The sequence below is a fragment of the bacterium genome (genome assembly GCA_035380285.1).
GTDB lineage: Bacteria > Auribacterota > Erginobacteria > Erginobacterales > DAOSXE01 > DAOSXE01.
In genome coordinates this window covers 1-18,757 of sequence record DAOSXE010000036.1, presented here as the reverse complement: position 1 = coordinate 18,757, position 18,757 = coordinate 1, and the positions used below count along the sequence as shown (strand labels likewise).

The 18,757-nt window shown below is 60.8% G+C and carries 13 protein-coding genes; 5 read left to right on the top strand and 8 right to left on the bottom strand.

Annotated elements, in window-relative coordinates; all coding sequences use genetic code 11:
• Positions 1-160: 160 nt before the first annotated feature.
• The 5 genes from PLZ73_11290 to PLZ73_11270 all read right to left on the bottom strand — a co-directional run bounded on the left by PLZ73_11290 (position 161) and on the right by PLZ73_11270 (position 5,796).
• The gene (locus PLZ73_11290; GenBank protein HOO78457.1) at positions 161-928 is read right to left on the bottom strand and encodes a flavodoxin family protein; all 768 of its coding nucleotides are present in this window, start codon (positions 926-928) and stop codon (positions 161-163) included.
• A 57-nt stretch (positions 929-985) separates the two neighbouring features.
• Positions 986-1,783: a sulfite exporter TauE/SafE family protein gene (locus PLZ73_11285; protein ID HOO78456.1), complete on the bottom strand. Its 798-nt coding sequence runs from the start codon at positions 1,781-1,783 to the stop codon at positions 986-988.
• Positions 1,784-1,906: 123 nt separating this feature from the next.
• Positions 1,907-2,443, bottom strand: a complete 537-nt coding sequence (locus PLZ73_11280) for an N-acetyltransferase (GenBank protein ID HOO78455.1) — start codon at positions 2,441-2,443, stop codon at positions 1,907-1,909.
• Positions 2,444-2,871: 428 nt separating this feature from the next.
• A complete protein-coding gene (locus PLZ73_11275; protein ID HOO78454.1) occupies positions 2,872-3,390 on the bottom strand; it encodes a hypothetical protein in 519 nt (172 codons plus the stop codon).
• 195 nt (positions 3,391-3,585) lie between these two features.
• On the bottom strand, positions 3,586-5,796 hold the full coding sequence (locus tag PLZ73_11270; GenBank protein HOO78453.1) for an amino acid permease: 2,211 nt from the start codon (positions 5,794-5,796) through the stop codon (positions 3,586-3,588).
• 353 nt (positions 5,797-6,149) lie between these two features.
• Here PLZ73_11270 and PLZ73_11265 point away from each other — a divergent pair, with 353 nt between their 5' ends.
• The 3 genes from PLZ73_11265 (at position 6,150) to PLZ73_11255 (ending at position 9,405) form a co-directional block, all read left to right on the top strand.
• On the top strand, positions 6,150-6,311 hold the full coding sequence (locus tag PLZ73_11265; protein ID HOO78452.1) for a hypothetical protein: 162 nt from the start codon (positions 6,150-6,152) through the stop codon (positions 6,309-6,311).
• Positions 6,308-8,047, top strand: coding sequence for a histone deacetylase family protein (locus PLZ73_11260; GenBank protein ID HOO78451.1), 1,740 nt, complete (start codon positions 6,308-6,310; stop codon positions 8,045-8,047). The genes PLZ73_11265 and PLZ73_11260 overlap by 4 nt, the downstream gene beginning before the upstream one ends.
• A 125-nt stretch (positions 8,048-8,172) precedes the next feature.
• Positions 8,173-9,405, top strand: coding sequence for a PQQ-binding-like beta-propeller repeat protein (locus tag PLZ73_11255; GenBank protein ID HOO78450.1), 1,233 nt, complete (start codon positions 8,173-8,175; stop codon positions 9,403-9,405).
• On the opposite strand, the gene pabB is transcribed toward PLZ73_11255, so the two are convergent.
• From pabB to PLZ73_11240, 3 genes are all read right to left on the bottom strand, one after another.
• Positions 9,357-11,192 (bottom strand): aminodeoxychorismate synthase component I, encoded by a 1,836-nt coding sequence (pabB, locus tag PLZ73_11250; protein HOO78449.1) that lies wholly within the window; start codon positions 11,190-11,192, stop codon positions 9,357-9,359. The two genes, PLZ73_11255 and pabB, sit on opposite strands and share 49 nt — an antisense overlap.
• A gap of 62 nt (positions 11,193-11,254) precedes the next feature.
• Positions 11,255-11,635, bottom strand: coding sequence for a type II toxin-antitoxin system RelE/ParE family toxin (locus PLZ73_11245; protein HOO78448.1), 381 nt, complete (start codon positions 11,633-11,635; stop codon positions 11,255-11,257).
• Positions 11,636-12,036: 401 nt separating this feature from the next.
• Positions 12,037-12,702 (bottom strand): VCBS repeat-containing protein, encoded by a 666-nt coding sequence (locus PLZ73_11240; GenBank protein HOO78447.1) that lies wholly within the window; start codon positions 12,700-12,702, stop codon positions 12,037-12,039.
• A gap of 163 nt (positions 12,703-12,865) precedes the next feature.
• Here PLZ73_11240 and PLZ73_11235 point away from each other — a divergent pair, with 163 nt between their 5' ends.
• Together PLZ73_11235 and PLZ73_11230 are read left to right on the top strand one after the other, a co-directional pair.
• Positions 12,866-13,270, top strand: coding sequence for a hypothetical protein (locus tag PLZ73_11235; protein HOO78446.1), 405 nt, complete (start codon positions 12,866-12,868; stop codon positions 13,268-13,270).
• A gap of 3,810 nt (positions 13,271-17,080) precedes the next feature.
• Positions 17,081-18,268: a Fic family protein gene (locus PLZ73_11230; protein ID HOO78445.1), complete on the top strand. Its 1,188-nt coding sequence runs from the start codon at positions 17,081-17,083 to the stop codon at positions 18,266-18,268.
• Positions 18,269-18,757: the final 489 nt, after the last annotated feature.

Here is an 18,757-nt window from a genome sequence, read left to right as displayed (position 1 = left end):
AACCCTGAACCCTGAACCCTGAACCCTGAACCCTCTCTTTTCCTATGCCTCATGCTCCATGCCCTATGCTTTTCACAGGTGCAAAAGTCTCCAGGGGCCGTGGCTGGGGGCTACTGAATTCTGAATTCTGTATTCTATATTCTGTATTCTGTATTCTTCCCTATGCCCCCGGCTCTTTGCGCTTCTTCGCCTCTGCCCGTAGGGCCTTCACGGCGATGGCGGCTATTGTAGCCTTGCCCAGGATGCCGCCGAAATACGCGGTGCAGAGGGCCCGATAGTCGTCGGGGCTCATCGCCGGCCGGGCGATGGCGGCCGTGGTTTCGGGGGAGATGGCGCCCGCCGCGAGTTCGGCGCCGGCCCGGCGGATCAGTTCGAAGACGCGGTCGAAGAGCTTGGGAACGTTCGCCGCTCCCGCCGCCGGCACCAGGATTTCCCCGGAGTGGACCCATTCCATGTCGTCGCAGATCCGTCGGAAGAGGGAGCGCAGGAGATCGAAGTTTTCCGGTTCGGGGAACCCGCAGGACGAGATCAGGACCGTCCGGGGGTGGCGGCCCCCCCGCTTGGGATGCTCGGTTCCGCCGCGTGCCGACGGCCGCTGCGACGGTTCGAGGAAGCAGAAGAACCGGTCGATCACGTTCTTGACCGTGGCCGGAAGGCTGAAGTAGTAGAGCGGGGCGGCCACGAGGAAATAATCAGCCCGGGCGTAGACCTCGGCGATCGGGCGGAAATCGTCCTCCTGGATGCAGAGGCCCTTGGTCTTGGTCCAGCAGGCCCAGCACCCCCGGCAGGGGTTGATGTCCATCCGGTGCGGGTAGAACTTGTGCAGCTCCAGTCCCGGCCCCATTCCCTCGAGGCAGAGATCCAGGAGCTTTTCCGTGAAAGACGGTTTTCTCGGGGAACCGGAAAGCGCAAGTATTACCGTGCTCATACCATCGTTGTCCTTGGGAACCGACGTCCCGGGTTCGAAAGCGAATGCCGACTCGTTTCAGAATAGGGCCTTGGCCGCCATGATCCCGGCCACCGCCATCAGGAACCATCCGAAACCTTTTCTCAGTTTTTTCTTGTCGATTTCGATCGACCTGCGCGCGCCGAGACGGGCGCCGACGAAGACCGCCCCGGCCAGTATGAGAGAGGTCCGCCAGTCCCAATGTCCGATCGCGGCATGGCCGGCGAAACCGCCCGCGGCGGTGAGTCCCACCATAAAACCGCTGGAGCCCACCGCGACATCCATGGGGATGCCCAACAGCAGGACCATCAGCGGCACCTTGAGAACTCCTCCCCCGATACCGAGCAGCCCGCTGATGCCGCCAGCGACGAACGCCAACGGCAGAGCGACGAAGAGATTCACGCAGTAGACCCGTTCGCCGAAACGTCGGTGCCAGTACGCCCATCCTCGCTTGAGCGGGGGGCAAACGCTCCGCGTCCGGAATTCCCATATCATGAAGACCGCGGCAAAAGCGGCCACTCCGGCGAAGATTGCCGATAGAAGGGCTTCCGAAAACCGGTCGGAGACCAAAGCGCCCATCAGGCCGCCCCAGGCGGTAACGCTCTCGAGGACGATCGCCAGGGGCCAATCTATTTTGCTGGCTTTGCGGAAAACCAGGGTCGCCGAAAGCGAGGTCACCATGATCAGGAAGAGGCTGCTCGTCGCGGCCGTATGGAATTTGATGCCGAAGAAGATCTGGACGGGCGTATAGAGCACGCCGCCGCCCTGGCCGAGCAGCGCCGCGCCCGTGGCCACGACGGCCATGCAGAGAACCAGGACGGGCCACAGCGACGGCATGGTTCAATGCTCCGGCTTTCCGAGGAGGCGAACGGCGCCGAGCGGTGCGAAGAGGTCTTTCCCGCGGCACCTCCTGAACCCGGCGGCGATCTTGTCGGTCCGCGTGGTCTTCACCTGCCTGCGTCAAGCGCCGCTTGAGCCATCCGCTTCTCCCGCCGCGGCGAAGGCATCGTGGAAGGCGACGGCGCCCCGCGGGAGCGGCCCCGAAAACGCCAGGGCGAAGAAGACTTCCGGGGGCACCCCCTCGAGGCCGAGACCGGGGGCGTTCTCGAAGCCGAAACGCCGGTAGTACTCCGGGTGCCCCACCAGGCAGCAGCCGGCGGCGCCCCGGGCCTTGAGGCGCTCCAACCCCTCCCGGATGAGGGCGCCCCCGATCCCCCGGCCCTGGCGCTCGGGGAGAACCGAAACCGGCCCCAGCCCGTACCATCCCGGGGTGCCGTCGGAAACGGTTACGGGCGAGAAGGCGACGTGGCCGACGATGCGGCCGTCTTCTTCCGCCACCAGCGACTCCGTCAGGGCCCGGGCGGCGCGGAGTGCCTCGACGATGAACTGTTCGGTGTGCCGGCTGACTTCCAGCGTGCTGAAAGCGGCCCGGGTAACGTCGGTTATGGCGCCGGCGTCGACCGGGGTTTCGTCTCTGATGACGATGCTCGAAGTCATTTCCTTCTCATCCCCTTCTCGCTATCGGGATCGCTCTCACCTGGTTTCTATTCAATCAGAGTAAATCGGAGAAATCAGGTGGAATTGTACCATGAAGGCCATGAAGTTCATGAAGGAGGAGCAGAGGGTTCAGGGTTCGGGGTTCAGGAAGGGCGCCATGCACCCTGCACTCTGCTTCTTCCAATCTGCGTAATCTCTGTTTTAAAATCTGTGAAACCTGCCTGCCGGCAGGCAGGTCTGTGGACTCCCAGAGAGGGTGAGGTCGGGGGCTACTGAATTCTGAATTCTGACTCCTGTATTCTTCTCCCGAACCCTGAACCCTGAACCCTGAACCCTCTCTTTCCCTATGCTCCATGCCCTATGCCCTATGCTTCTCACAGGTGCAAGATTCCCCAGGGGCCGTGGCTGGGGGCTACTGAATCCCGAATTCAGTCTTTCCCCGAGCCCTGAGTTCTTCCCCTATCGCCGCCCTCGGGAGTATCGAATTCGCCGTAGAGTTCCCGGGCGCATTTCGGGCAGAGCCCGTGGGTGAACTCCGCCGTCGAACGTTCCGAGATGTATTTTTCCATGCTTTCCCACTCCCCGGTGTCGTTGCGGATCTTCTTGCAGTGAGCGCAGATCGGGAGCATGCCGGTCAATCGATTGATGGTGGCGATGGAGGTCTGCAGTTGTTCGATGGTGGCCTGCAGCTCCCGCTGCAGTTTGATGTTGCGGGCGTCTTTTTCGTGGAGGCTCTCGTTGAGCGCGATCTGTTTTTTGAGAATAAACAGCGAGGCTACGATCGCCGTCAGGGTCCCGAAGGCGATGGTGACGACATGCGACTCCCAGAGGTCGATGCCGGGGGCGACGGCTTGTTTAAGCGCCTCGAAGACCGACATGCCCAGCAGCATGACGATGCCGATCCGGACCAGCAGGGAGAGCAGCTTTTTTTGTCCGTTGGCGGTCATCGTTTGCTTTTTGCCATGGTCCGAGGCATGCCCTTCCCCCTATGAATTATAGGCTCCGGCCCGGGCGCTTCAATTAAAAAGGCCGGCGAGCGGGTGCGGGAGGATGAAGCCGATTTTCCCGGCTCCAGCATCGGGGGCGATGCCCGTCCTGCCCGAGGCGCCTATACCCGTCGGAGCCGGTTCCTCGCCCGGCGGTTACGCCTGGAGAGAGACGTCTCCGGCGTTGTAGACCAGCAGGACGTCTCCGGGGAGGTCGACGGTTTGCCGGAGAAAGCCCATCCACACCCCGACGGGATCCTCGTCCGGAGGCTCGAATCCGGCGAAGAGAACGGCGGACGGCATCATGGCTTCGCGGACGGCCTCGAGGGGAGACTCGGTCGGCATGATCTCGAGTTCGGCGTCGATGCGGGCCAAGGCCAGCATCTCCCGCATTTCTTTGGCGACGTTGTCGGCGTCGGCCTTGGGCGGAACGGGGCGGAGGATGCGAATGGGCCGGTTGCGCCATTCGGGGTTCCTGCTCAGCAGGTACGCCAGCATCAGCATCAGCCCCCCGTTGCGCTCGTTGGTCCACCAGACGTTGATGGCGCCTTCGGGGACGGCGGCGCGCTCCTCCTTGTCCTTCTCTTTGCAGGCCACGACGACGATGCTGCGCCCCATCCGCTTGGTCAGGGAGAGCATGCCGGCGAAGATTCCGGTCCGTTCGGGGTCCTGGCTCCAGCCCAGCAGAAGGGTGTTGGGGCGCAGCCCCCCCAGCCCGTGGCATTGCAGGAGCCCCTGGACGGCGGCATGGATGTTTTCGCCCACCACCACGACCGGGAAGGCGTCGAGGTTTTCGTCGCGGATGAATTTGCGCAGGAGTCCTTCGGCTTCGCGCTGGCGCGAGACCAGGTCGTCGAGGTCGCCGCGGATGATCTGCCCGATGGAGACGATGCCGTTGTCTTCGGTGAGCCAGCAGGCGTAGTCGGCGAGATGAATGCGGTTGTAGGCCCCGCCGCTGAGGGCGAGTATGGACGGCCGCCAGTTCTTGGGGTGGTAGCGTGCCGCTTCCAGGCGCAACAGCGCGTTGCGGGCGCGCTGGTAGGCCAGGCCGCTGCCGAGGTCGCCCCACTTCACCATGATTTCGGCGCGCGCGATCAGGAAGTAGATCGCCCCCGCCAGCACCATGGCCGCCAAGGCCCAGAGGGCGTCGATCAGGAACATGACTCCGAGGCAGCCCAGGGCGCCCAACAGGGCGACGGACCAGTGGTTGAGGCGGAAGGTGGGGCGAAAACTGGGGTTGCGGGTGATGCTCTCGTAAAAACAGGCCAGGTTGACGGCGCCGTAGGTCATCAGGAAGAACATCGTGATGACGGGTGCGATGGTATCGAGGTCGCCGGCGAAGACGCCCGCCTGGGAGATCAGGAAGGTGAGGATGATGGCCCGCCGCGGATCGCCGGCCGGCCCGCTGCTGCGCCCGAACCCCCTGAGGCCGCGGAAGATATCGTCTCGGGCGAAAGCCTGGAGGATACGGGGCGCGCCCATCATGCTGCCCAGGGCCGAGGAGAGGGTGGCGGCGAAGACGCCGGCGTATATCAGCGCCCCCGAGAAGGCGCGCTCCTCCATCACGAATCCGTCGCCCAGCAGTTCGGCGCGGGGGACGCTGGCGGCGAGCAGGAAGGCGATGCCCGCATAGATCAGGGCGGAAACCCCGATGGCGGCAAAGGTGCCGTTGGGGATGGACCGGCTGGGTTGCTTGAGGTCCCCGGACATATTGACCCCGGCCATGATCCCGGTGACCGCCGGGAAAAACAGCGCGAAGACCGCGAGCCAGGAATAATCCGCCGCCCAGGCCGGAGTGAGGTTGGTTCGGAGGACGTCCGGGGAGAAGCCCGTCCCGGCGCCGATAAAGAACGAGAGGATGGACAGAAACAACACGGCCAGAATGACGTACTGGACGCGGATCGTCCACCCGGCGCCGATATAGACGCAGAGGAAAACCGCGATGTTGGTGAGCGTGCCCACCTCGAGAAAGGAGAGCGAAATGCCGGGGAACGCGGAGAAGACGGCCTCGGTGAAGCCGACGACGTACAACGCCACGGCCACGGCCTGGGCGACGAAGAAGAAGATGGCGATGACTCCCCCGAATTCGGGACCGAGGCTGCGGCTGATCAGGTAATAAGCCCCTCCGCCCTTGACCCGCATATTCGTCGAGATGGAAGAAATCGAAAGGCCCGTGACCAGGGTGATGACCTTCGCCGCGGCCAGGATCAGCAACGCGTTCCACAGTCCGGCGTAGCCCACGACGGTGCTGAACCGCAGGAACATGATCACGCCGAGGATCGTCAGCAGGCTCGGCGTGAAGACCCCGCCGAAGGTTCCGAACGAATAACCCTTTTCGGCGGTCGGTTTGTCTCTGTTCCCGTTCATGGAGATCGTTTATGGGCCGTCGGCGCGTCGGTCTTCCCAAGGCGCAGGCGATTTCGGCCGATCCGCCGCCGCAACTCTTTGCGGGTTCGGCGGTTGCCGACCGTCGAGAAAAACAAAATCCGCGCGCTCCCGGGAGCGGATAAAGTATCGACCGGGGCGTACCCCACCTTGCCGGAATTATAGACGCGCGCCCCGAAGTTACAATCGGAAAGGCCTGAAACGACCCGCGCCGCGGCGCCCGGAGCGGCTTTGAACTTCCGGGTTCCGGGGTTCGCGGGGTAAACTATATACGAATAATCGATTCCACTCGGGAAGCGTTCCGGACGGGCCGCCGCCCGGGGGAAGGAGCCGCCATGTTCGGACTGCCCCTGAAACTCATCGCCCGCGCCATCGAGAAGGAAGAACGCGCCCGGAAACGAAAAGATCGGGAACCTCCCGCCTCCCCGGAAGGCGGGGACGAGCTCCCGGATGAAAAATCCGGAAAGGGAATATCCGGAAACGGATTGACGGGATGATCAATATCAGGAGAGTCTACAGCAGCGAACTGCCCAACGATCGCAACCGGATCGAGCAGGTCGGAGAGATCTTCCGGCAGAACTTCCCCCACGCCGCTCCCGACGCGGACCTGATCCCCGACCTTCTCGATAACCCCTTCCGATACGGGTACCGGACCATCCTGCTCGTCTCGGAAACCGCCTTGGGCAAGGTCACCGGCTTTTCCCTCTTCCTGCACTTCCCCGAGATCGACAGCTCGTTTCTCGACTACATCGCCGTCAAGGCGGGCACCCGCGGAGGAGGGCTGGGCAGCGCCCTCTACGAGGCGACGCGGGAATGCCTGAGCCAACTCAAATCGCGCGGTCTCTACCTCGAGGTACTCCCCGACGACCCGGCCCTGGTCGACGACCCGGCCCAGTTGGAGGAGAACCGCCGCAGCCTGCGGTTTTACGAGCAGTACGGCGTGCGCCCCATCGCCGGGACGCTCTACGATTTTCGCGCGGGGAAGCTCCCCGCCGGCTACCTGCTCTTCGACGGACTGGGCCGGAGCGAGCCCCTGGGCCGGGCCGAGGCCCGGGCCGCCGCCCGCCTGATCATCAGCCGCAAACACGGCGCCACCGTCGGCCGGGATTACATCGAACGCGTGGTGGAATCCTTCATCGCCGACCCGGTCGAGTTCCGGCCCCCGCGCTACCGCCGGAGCGCGGACCGTTTCGCCCCCGTGGCTCCCAGCCGCCTGCTCAAGTCCTTCGCCCTGGTCTCGAGCGGGAGCCACGTCGCCCACCTCGTCCGCCAGGCCGGGTACGTCGAGCGCCCGGCCCGGGTGGGGGCGATCCTGGAGGCGGTTTCCAAGCTGGAGCTGTTCGGCACCGTGCCGGTGAAGCACTTCGGGGAAAACTTCATCCGCGCCGTCCACGACGGGGATTTCGTCAGTTACCTCAAGGCGGTCTGCCGGAAACTGGAAGGGTCCCGCCCGGTCTACCCCTATGTGTTCCCCATCCGCCGGCCGGAGAAGCGCCCCAAGGACCTGGCCCTGCGGGCGGGTTACTACTGCATCGACACCTTCACGCCGTTGGACCGCAACGCCTATCAGGCCGCCCGCAGCGCGGTCGACGTCGCCCTCACCGCCGCGGAAGAGGTGCTGGCCGGGCGGCGGGTGGCCTTCGCCCTCTGCCGCCCCCCGGGGCACCACGCCGGGAAACGGACCTTCGGCGGGTTCTGCTACTTCAACAACGCGGCGATCGCCGCCCACCACCTGAGCCGGACGGGCCGGGTGGCGGTGCTGGACATCGACTACCACCACGGGAACGGGACGCAGGATATCTTTTACGACCGTTCCGATGTTCTCACCGTCTCCATCCACGGGCACCCCAACATCGCCTATCCGCACTTCAGCGGTTTTTCCGACGAGAAAGGGGAGGGGCCCGGCAAAGGTTTCAACCACAACTTCCCCCTCCCGGAGCACGCCGCCGGGAAGGCGTACGGGGAAGCCTTCGAGAAGGCGGCCGCCGCCATCGCGCGCTTCCGCCCGGTCTTCCTGGTCCTCTCCCTGGGCCTGGATTTGCTCAAGGGCGACCCCACCGGCTCCTTCACGGTCCCGGTCGGCCTGCTGGCCGGAATCGGCAACCGCCTGGGCGAACTGGGCGTTCCCCTGCTCGTGGTCCAGGAGGGGGGCTACAGCATCCGCAACCTCAAGCGGGGGGTCCCGGCCCTCTTCACCGGCATCGCCGGTTCCCGCGCGGTCGGCTATCCCTGAAGTGCGCCTGCGCCCGGGAGCTTTGCCGAGGTCGTCGTGATCTCGCCGCCCGCGGCTCCTCTGCGCCGCGCTCGCCGGAGCGGTTTCGGACTTCCGGGGGCCGGACCGGAAAGGGTACAATCCCGATGACCGGCCCCGACGTCGGGTGCCGCAATCTTGATGCCGTGACCGCAACCGCATATTCAAACCAGGCCCCTTTCCGCATCGGTCGGCGACGCATCCCCATCGGGGCGCTCTGCCTGTCCATAGTGGGTTGTTTGGGGTATCCGGCGGCGGCCGTCGCCCAAGCCGCCGATTGGCCGATGTATCTTCACGACATCGGTCGAAACGGTGGGGCGGGTCCCATCCCGGATAATCCCGAAGTGCTCTGGGATCATAAAGTCCCTTTCAACCAGAGCGTGGCCTGGCCGGCCATGACCGATCGCAGCCTGTTCTTTTCCACCACGAAGGGCTATGTCTATCGCCTCGACCTGGCCACCGGCGACCAGCTCTGGAAAAAGAGCATCCACGGCCGCCCCGGGAACGTGGTCGTGGGGGCCGGAAAAGTGTTGGTCGAGAACCGCGCCAAGCTGGGGGGAGAGCTGTTCTGCCTTTCTCCCGAAGACGGGTCGGCGATCTGGAAGACCCCCATCCCGGGCCGGTGGATTTACAGCCCGATCGTATACCGGGGGAAGGTCTACTGCGTTTCGGGTTACGGCGACGACGAACTTTTCTGTCTCGACGCGGCTACGGGAGCGATCGAATGGTCGAAGAAAGCCAAGGGGGTGATCAAGACCAGCCCCCTGCCCATGGACGGGAGCATTTACTTCGGGACTATCGATAAATACCTATACCGCGTGGATGCCGTCGACGGGACCTTTCTCTGGGAAGAACGTTACCCCGATCGCGTTACCGGATCGGTCTCCGGCGACGGCGGGAACATCTATTTCGCCTGCCACGACGACATCCTCTATTGCCTGAACGGGAAGAGCGGGGAAGCGGTGTGGAAGAAACGGCTCCTGGAGCCTCAGAAGCTGACCCCGGTTTTGTCCGGGGGAAAGTTGGTCTTCGGGTCTCCCGACCGCCGGGTCCACTGCCTGGACGCCGCCACCGGCAACGAACTCTGGTCGTTTCTGGTCGGCGACCCCATGATCTCCTCTCCGGTGGTGCGCGAAGGCAAGGTCCTGATGGGCATGGAAAACGGTTATCTCTACTGCCTGGCCCTGGACGACGGCCGGCTGCTGTGGAAGAGAAGCGTTAAATCGAAACTGGTCTTTTCCCCCATCCTCGGGGGCGGGAAGATCATCGTCGGCGCCGCCAGCATGAAGATCTACTGCCTGGGGGAAAAGGCGCCTCCGCCCGCTTCCGCGACCCCCTGACTCCCCCTCCGCCGGCCGGCCGGCGGAGGCTCGTCGCCGTCGCGGACGAGGGTCGCTTCCCACAGTCCGCGCACGGAATTCATCAGGTAGACTCTCGAAGCGGCCCGGAGATCCTCGACGCGGATAACCGCCTCTTCGATCTTTTTCTGCCGCAGGAGCGCGGCCCGATACGTTCCCGGAAGCAGCCCGCAGGAAACGGGGGGCGTCAGCAGCCGGCCTCCGCTTTCCACGGCCACGTTGGCGATACAGGACTCGGTGATCTCCCCCCGCTCGTTCCAGAGCAGCGTGTCGTCGCACTCCGGGCATCCGGCCGCCGCGCGCTCGTAGACCCGCCGGTGAGTGGTCTTATGGTAGAGAAACGGGTCGCGCGAATTCGCCGGCGCCGGGGCCAGGCGGATACGGTAGGCCCCGGCGGGCGGGGGGAGGGGCCGGGATTCCACGACGGGCGCTCCCCGCGGGGGGACCGTCAGGCGGATTCGGTGCGGATACGGCGCCAGGCCGCGGGCGAGCGCGGCCAGCTTGCGCCGGATCGCCTCCGGATCGACCGACCGCGAAAAATAGGCGGCCGACTCCCCGAGGCGCTCCAGGTGGCGATCGAGCAGGAAGTAGCCGTTCTCCGGGGTCCAGAGAAGGGTTTCGAGCAAGGAGAAGTCCGGCATCCCCTCCGTCAGGACCTTCGCCTTGGTGGCGCATTCCTCGAATTCGTCGTCGTCCACGGAGTCCCAGACGATGCCGCCGCCGACCCCGTATTCGGCGCGGTGGCGTCTCCGGTCGATCAGGACCGTCCGGATCGCCACGTTGAACTGGGCCCGGCGCCCCGGGGCGAGAAACCCGATGGAGCCGGTGTAGATTTTGCGCGGCGAACGCTCCACCTCGGCGACGATCTCCATGGTGCGCACCTTGGGGGCGCCGGTGATCGAAGCCGCCGGGAACAAGGCTTGGAAGATCTCCGGTATCCCCGCCCGGGTCCGGCAGGCGACGGTGCCGGTCATCTGCCACAACGTCGGATATTTCTCGACCTGGAAGAGGCGGGGGACCTGCACGCTCCCGGGGACGGCGATGCGCCCCACGTCGTTTCGCACCATGTCGACGATCATGACGTTTTCCGCCCGGTTCTTTTCGGAATCTCGGAGCCAGGCTGCCTGGCGCAGGTCGTCCGTCTGCCCCAAGCCTCGCGGGGCCGTTCCCTTCATCGGCCGGCAGACCAGCTCGTCCCGGCGGAGTCGGAAGAACGACTCCGGCGAGGCGCAGCAGACGGCCCAGTCCTCCAGGAGCATGAAAGCGCCGTAATGCGCCCCCTGGGCCCGGATCATGGCGGAAAACAAGGCCCAGGGGTCCCCGGCAAAGGGGGCCTCCAGGCGGTACGAGTAATTGACCTGGAAGGTGTCCCCGTCGCGGATCCGGCGCTTGATCCGGCGGATCGCCGAACGGTACTCTTCCCGGGAGACGGAGGCTTCCCAAGGGATCGGCTCCGCTCCGTCCGTCGCGGCCGCCGGGAGCGAAACGGGCCGCGCCTCCTCGTACATGCCGAACCAGGCCAGGGGAAAATCGCCCGCCGCTCGGACCGCGAACGCCGGATCGAAGGCGGGAGCGGCCTCGTAGGCCACGAACCCCGCCGCATGGCGGCGGTTGTCCTCCACCTGCCGTTGCGCTTCGATCAACACGCCGGCGACGTCCTCGGGGCGGCGCGCCGCGAGAGTCTGCAGGGGATGTTGAAAAAGCAGCCACCGCCGCTCCGCGGGATCGTGGAGTACGACGGTGCCGTCACTGATCTTGAAACCGTGCATCCAGGTCAGGGCTCGGGTTCGAATAAACCGTTTCGGCGGTTTACCGCGCCGGTTCGATGTTGTCAGCGGTAGACGTCTCGGCGATGTCCCACTCTGACGCCGCAGACGATACGACGGTCGTCCTCGATCTCGTAGAGAATGCGGCAGCCGTCTTGCTTGAGGCGGTAGCGCTCCTGACCGGAAATTTTTCTGGTCCCCTTGGGGCGCGGGTCGTCCGCCAGAGACTCGATCGCGCCCAGGATGCCCAGGATATCCTTCTTGGGGATGCCTGTGAGGTCCTTGGGGAGCGCCGTGCGGGCGATGACGTTACAGCGTGCCATCGCGCTGCAGTTCTTTCCCGAAGTCCTCGAAACCGCCCGCGAGGTTTCGATGGACTGCAGGCGAAGCGCCTTATGCAGGGCGGGTTCAAGATAGACTGTCGCTCGTTTCGTCAGTGCGCTCATGGGCCACCTCCATTCCCGCCGACAGCATAGCGCTACAGCGTCATAACCTCAAGACGCCATAGGGGGCATTCGATCGTTGAGATCATACCCTGTGGCTTCAAGTGCGTGCCGCCGCCGGACCGCTGCCAACGTACTCTGACGGTGTTCGAGCTGGGATCGTCGGGCCCGCTTCTGCCCCGCAGCGAAATCATAATTCTTTTCAGTAGGGTTTTCTAAGCCGCTGAATTTGAGGCATATATGGCTATAACACCAAATATATCAAGGCGTTACGATTCCAGTAGCTTTTCGTTGTTTCTCGTTGATTTCCGTCAGTGATGCAAATTTTGGTTACTATTTGGTTACTGGAAAATCTGGAAAAGATGCCATCCATAGAAGGAATCCTTCTCGGACGATGACCGATTTCAGGGGTTCGTGACCGGCTGATCGGTAGCCATTCCGTAGTAGGGAGCCGTCACCCCTCGCACCAGCCATTTCCCCGAGGCGGATCGGAAGACGGCGAAGTCCCAGGTTCCGTCCCCGTCGTAGTCTCCCGGCTGGACCGTGTCCGCCGAGTTACCGAAGTAGGCGGTGGGGCCGCCCCTGACCAGCCATTTCCCGTTGGAGGGACGGAAGACCGCCATATCCGCGGCTCCCTCCCCGGTGTAGTCTCCGGGGACGACAGTGTCGGTGGCGAACCCGTAGTAGGCCGAGGTCAGGCCCCGGATGAGCCACTTCCCGTTGGAAGGCCGGAAAACGGCGATGTCTGTGGTCCCGTCCCCACCGTAGTCGGCCGGGACCAGGACGTCGGTGGAGAACCCGTAGTAGGTCTGAAGACCGCCCCGTACCAGCCACTTCCCAATAGAAGGCCGGAACAGGGCGATGTCGGCCGAACCGTCGCCATCATAGTCCCCAGGGACGGGCAGGTCGGTAGAGACCCCGTAGAAGGCGTTCGTCACTCCCCTCACCAGCCATTTCCCGTTGGAAGGCCGGAAAACCGCTACTTCCCAGATCCCGTCCCCGTTGTAGTCGTTGGGGACGACCTCGTCGCTCCCGGCCCCGAACCAGGCCTTGGTCAGGCTTCGGACCAACCAGAGCCCTGAAGATGGCCGAAATACGGCTATGTCCGAAGTCCCGTCTCCGTTGTAATCGCCGATAGCTGCTGGGGGGGCGGGTGCCACAGTCGGACTGGGAACCGGAGACGGAGTTGGAGTTGGAGAGGGAGAAGGAGGAGGTGTAATACTGGGATAGGGGGTGGGCGAGTTAGTTGGTGTTGGTGATGGGGTAAAGCTGGGAGTAACGGTTTGGCTGGGTGTTGGGGTGATGGATGGCGTGGGTGTGGGGGAAGCGGTTGGTGTTCGAGATGGTGAGGCTGTCGGAGGCAGGGATGGGGTTGCGGAAGGAGCAGGAGTCGCAGTAGGTGATGGACTAGACGTACAGGTCGGTCTTGGTGTCGGTGTTTTTGTTGGTTCCGACGTGGGAGTCGTTGTTGGGATTGGGGTACTGGTTGGGACTGGCGTCGGTGGATTTGTGGGAACTGACGTAGGGGAGGAAGAGGGTGTCGGAGTTGGTGTCGGTTCGGGAGTGGGAGTTTTAGTTGGAGTGGTGCTCGGCGTGGTACTTGGGGATGGTGCTGGAGTGGACGTTGGTGTCCCCTGAGCAATCTGACAGAGTTCAACATCCAGATAGCTTGATCCATCTGAAGCAAAATAATAGTAAGTACTCTTAGAGGGCATATTCTCCAACCCCCCCACCGCCGGGAGGAGAAGGTCAATGCTGGACCCATCGTAATCCAGGGTGAGAATATCTCCCGCCTGAATTGCCACGGTTTCGTTCAGTTCTTTGATCCTCAACGCCAGTGGACGGTAGTGATTGAAGTCTCCATAATCCGAATAATTATTATCGTTATCTACGCAAGTCCCTCCATTAACGGCATCAAGATCATCAAAGGCATAGACGTTATACCTCCACCCAGTGGGCACGCTTGAACGGGTGGTATTGATATTGAGATTAGTTGGGTTTTTCACAATTAATGGGAGTCGGCAATAGCCTGGCGTTGGACTCAATGTAGGAACTGCTGTTGGTGTTTTAAACCCGAATGGGGTGGGGGTAGGTGTAGGCGTGGGCGTATTGGTCGGTGTTGGGCTGGGGGTGCGAGACGGGGTGGATGTAGGCGTTGGTGTTTTAAACCCAAATGGGGTCGGGGTGGGTGAAGGAGTGGGGGTGGAAACCGATCCAGCCAAAGAGCAAAGTTCCAGGTCGGTATACGTGTTTCCAGCCTCATCGACATAGAAGGTGTACGTCCCGGTCCCGGAGATAGCTGGAGGATAAATCAAGGCGGACTGCCCGGAATCATACGTTATGGTGGTGTAATCTCCCGTTTGTACATTTATCTCATTGGCCCATTTCTGAATAACCACCTTGATCGGCCTGGCGATAGCCTCTTCATCATAGTCGGTATAAACCTGGCCATTGTCATATATCTGGCCTTTCCCTGTCGTGGTGGGGTTTTGGGCCTTGAATATGATCCACCGCCACCCGTCAACGTTTGCCGCCCGGGAATGGGCCAGAGTCATGTTTTCCAGATCGGCGACTGTCATCGGGCTATGACAATACACTGGAGTTGCGGTGACGGAGGGAGTTGGGATAGCCGTGGGAGATGGGGTTGGGGATTTAAAACCGTATGGGGTAGGAGTGACTGTAGGGGTTTTATAACCCAGGGGAGTCGGTGTCGGAATTGTTCCTACTAGGTTACAAAGTTCTAGGTCCGTATAAGTTCTGCCGTCCTCGTCAACATAGAAGGTTAGAGTTCCCGTTCCGAAAATTGCCGGGGGATAGATCAGGGTGGACTGGCCGGAATCATACGTTATCGTAGTATAATCGCCTTTTCGTACATCTAACTCATTAGCCCACTTCTGAATAATCAGCTTTATCGGCCTGGCGATAGTCTCTTCGGAGTAGTCGGAATACACCTGGCCATTGTCATATATCTGGCCTTTTCCTTCGTCGGTAGGGTTTTGCGCCTTGAGTATCCTCCACCTCCACCCGTCGACGTTTGCCGCCCGGGAATGGGCCAGAGTCATATTCTCCAAGTCAGCAACCAGCAGCGGATTATTACAGTATGCCGGCGTGGGACTGGGCGTTAGGTATCCTTCCGGAGTGGGGGTGGGAGTCAAGTAACCTTCGGGAGTTGGGGTGGCAGTCGGTGAATGGAATCCAAAGGGAGTAGGTGTGGGCGTGATTGGGGTGGCCGTAGCCGAAGGAGTTGGGGTGGGAGCCGAACCGACCATGCTACAAAGCTCTACGTCGGTATAAGTGTTTCCAGCCTCATCGACGTAATAGGTGTAGGTGCCTAGTCCATAAATGGCCGGAGGATAGATAGAGACGGACTGCCCTGAATCATAGGTTATCGTGACGTAATCCCCCTTTCTTACGTCTATTTCATCCTCTCCTTGCTGAATGACCAACTTGATTGCCCGTGCAACCGGTTCATCGTTGTAGTCGATATAAACCTGGTCATTGTCGTATATCTGTCCCTTTCCTTCGGCGGTAGGGTTTTGCGCCTTGAGTATTATCCACCGCCACCCGTCAGCCTCTACCGCCCGGGAATGAGCCAGAACCATATTCTCCAGGTCAGCGATTTTCAGGGGAGAATTGCAATAGTCGGGACTTGGAGAAGGCGTTGGACTTGGTGGGGTCGTAGTTGGCGATGGACTTGGGGTCGGGGTCTTGTATCCGACAGGAGTGGGAGTAGGCGAAGGCAACTGAAAAGAGAAGATCACTCCGAGATCGCTTGTCCCCCCGGAGTAAGTCATTCCGTAGAGGGTGTTGTCATCAAGGATCAAATCCCCGTGGGGAAATTCTCCATCATCCCCGCCGCCGAAACTATGCAACAGCCTGAAGGAGGAACCATCCGTCCCGAGATAGAAGATAGTACCAGCATCCGTACTTCCCCCGGAGTAAGTCATGCCATAAAGCGCATCACCGTTCAGAGTCAGACTCCCCTGGGGAGATTCCCCGCCACCGGTCCCACTGATAAAATCATGTAGTATCGTGAACCCGCTGCCATCGGTCTGGAGAGAAAAAATCGTCCCGTAACCAAGTTCACCCCCGCTGCTTGCCATCCCGTAGAGGGTAGTCCCTCCCAAGACCAGACTGCCGGTAGGAGCCATCCCGTCATCCCCGGTGAAGCTGTGAAGGAGCGTAAATTCGGGAGGCCAGTAAGGCAAGTCGAGCATAATAGAAAAGACTGTTCCGCAATCGGAACTACCCCCAGACTGAGCCATCCCATAAAACGTGGTGTCGGCGCAGACTAAGCTCCCGAGCGGATTGGTGCCGTCAGCCGTCGAGAAATTATGCCAAACTTGTATGTGAGGGCCGGCAAAGATCGTTCCGTGACCGTATTCCCCCCCATATGAAGTCATCCCACCAACGAGGCCGCCGATAGGCCTCAGACTTCCACAGGGATAGCGCCCTTCGTCGGGTACAGTCATAGTTTCCCTAAAACTATCCAAGAGTTCGTACCCGTCCCCGTTGGTTTGAACAGAGAAAATGGTGCCGTGATCCTCCTCTCCTCCCAACCTAGTTAGGCCATAGAGTTTTGTGCCGCCAAAAACCAGGTCACCGCGGGGCTCGTGACCACAGTAAATTCCTCGTTGGAGGCTGTATATCGCCTCAAATCCAGTTCCATCAGTCTGGAGAGAGAAGATCACCCCGCCGAGATCATCCCCCCCGTTGGAAGTCATCCCGTAGAGCCTGTCGTCGACCAGAATCAGGCCCCCATAGGGATTGGCCCCGTCATAATCCCCTCCGGCAAAATTATGCAGGACGGTGTACTGTGCCTCGGCGCTTGACTTGGCAGGACATAGGGAAACAAGGGCAAGACTCGCCGCGAGAAGTGTTGACTTTGAATTATTCATCGAGCCCTTCGTGCCTCGATTCTGACTTCCTAAAATCAATATGTCAAAAGCTATTCAGACCGATTCCCGATTCCGACTTAGGATCCAGTATTCAGTAGCCCTCGCCTTGCCCCCTGAACCCTTGATTCCACATATAGGACATGTAGAGGGGTTGGTGCTAACCCATTCACTGCAGAACGTCCAGTGTCAGTCCAGCCAAGGATTTCTTGCCATCATACACAGGCCGAGATGAGGGGATAGCCTGCCAACCTGGTGGTAATTTTCCCTGAGGAGGAGCTAACCACCTAAAAATTTCAGGGGTTCGTGACCGGTCGGTTGGGCGATGGATCTATCGGGTACAGGGGCGAAATCCCAGAACGTTACTTCCAACTCGGAATCCCAGAGAATTGATCAGGAAAAGGCTTCTTCAACTAGACAATCGTGATGGGCTGGCAAGTGGACACAGACTGTCTTGGGGTGGGTGGATGGGGGTTGACAAGAAAGCGCGGATATTATACTTATTATGCGATAAGTATAATAATGGTGGGGATGCGGTATGGAGGTATAATAGATGAAACCTACTGATTTCCAAAAAGATCAGAGCGAGAGAGTAATCCGTACATCGCAGGATTACTGGGCATATGTGCCGAAAGCACTGCCGCCTGTCCTGGAAATAGATATCGATCTTTCCCGTATGCTCTCAGCGGCTGACCGGGCAATTAGTGAGCTGGCGGGTATTGCCCGGACACTACCTAATCCTCACTTGCTGATAGGGCCCTTCATCCGGCGGGAGGCCGTACTTTCCAGTAGAATTGAAGGGACGCAGGCATCTTTATCCGATCTTCTCTTCTTCGAGGCAGCCAATGTTGGGGAGCATACAGTCCCGGATGTACGCGAGGTCGCTAATTACGTGCAGGCTCTTGAGTACGGGATAGCTCGTCTCGAGGAACTTCCACTATCTCTTCGCTTAATCAAGGAGGTACATGAGCGGTTACTTGACGGTGTTCGGGGACAATATCAGGCACCCGGCGAGTTCCGACGTTCGCAAAACTGGATAGGTCCTCCTGGTTGTTTGTTGATGGAGGCTACATATGTTCCTCCTCCGGTGGAGCCTATGAAGCAAGCGCTCCACGATTTAGAGAGTTATCTTCATACTCCGTCTCCGCTCCCGCCCCTAATCAGGCTTGCCTTGATCCACTATCAGTTTGAGGCTATACATCCCTTTCTTGACGGGAACGGGCGCATAGGGAGGTTGCTGACTACACTGCTTCTGTGTGCGGAGGGACTCCTTCCTCAGCCCCTGCTTTACCTGAGCGCTTTCTTTGAAAGATATCGAGGCGATTACTATGACCTTCTGTTACAGGTGAGTCGAAAGGGTGCCTGGAAAGAGTGGGTCACGTTCTTCCTTCGCGCGGTTGAAGTCCAGTCTCGAGATGCGATTGCGCGTTCGGACCAACTTCTTAATTTATGGCGGCAGTATCGTGAAAGGCTTCAGTCAGCACGAACTTCCGCCTTGTTACTCCGACTTGTGGACGAGCTTTTTACGTATCCGGCGATTACGAATGCTGGAGCTTCTCAACGGCTGGATATCACGCCTCGCTCGACCCAACTCAATATCGATAAGCTGATAGGTGTCGGGATTCTCAAAGAAGCGACGGGTCGCAAGAGGAACCGCGTATACATAGCTCCCGAAATTATAGAGATCGTTGAACGGAGAGAAGCGGCTCCTGAGAGCGTCGGCCTTGGCGACATGAACTAGGTCGGGCGGCCCAGGAGGCTTTCTCCTTCGACAAGGGCCGCTGCCGCGCCGTTGTCCATGTCGCTATTTCAGCGCTCCGTGTTCCCGCAGCAATTCAGCAATGTCCCGATGATGCTACTGGCGCTGCCCCATGCACTGAGTACGTCCAGTGTCGGTCCAACCAGAGATTTCTTGCATTGATGTACATGGGGAAGCCTGCAACCTGGGGGCAATTTGCCCGGAGGAGGAGCTAACCTGCAATTATCATGGACGCAAATCGGCCTTGGTCTTTAAACTGGTGGTCGAGATAACACCAGAAGAGTCAATATGTTAGGGCACGGCAGTTATCTCAGCGAGACCTCTAGAAACTGCTGTTTTTGGGGTGAAAACAGCCCTTTTCTGGTCCTTCATCTCTAAAGTTCAGGGATTCGTGACCGGCTGGTCAGGGGCTATTTCGAGGTGATCCCGGCGGCCCTTACGGCACCGTCACGGTGGCCGATTCCCAGAACG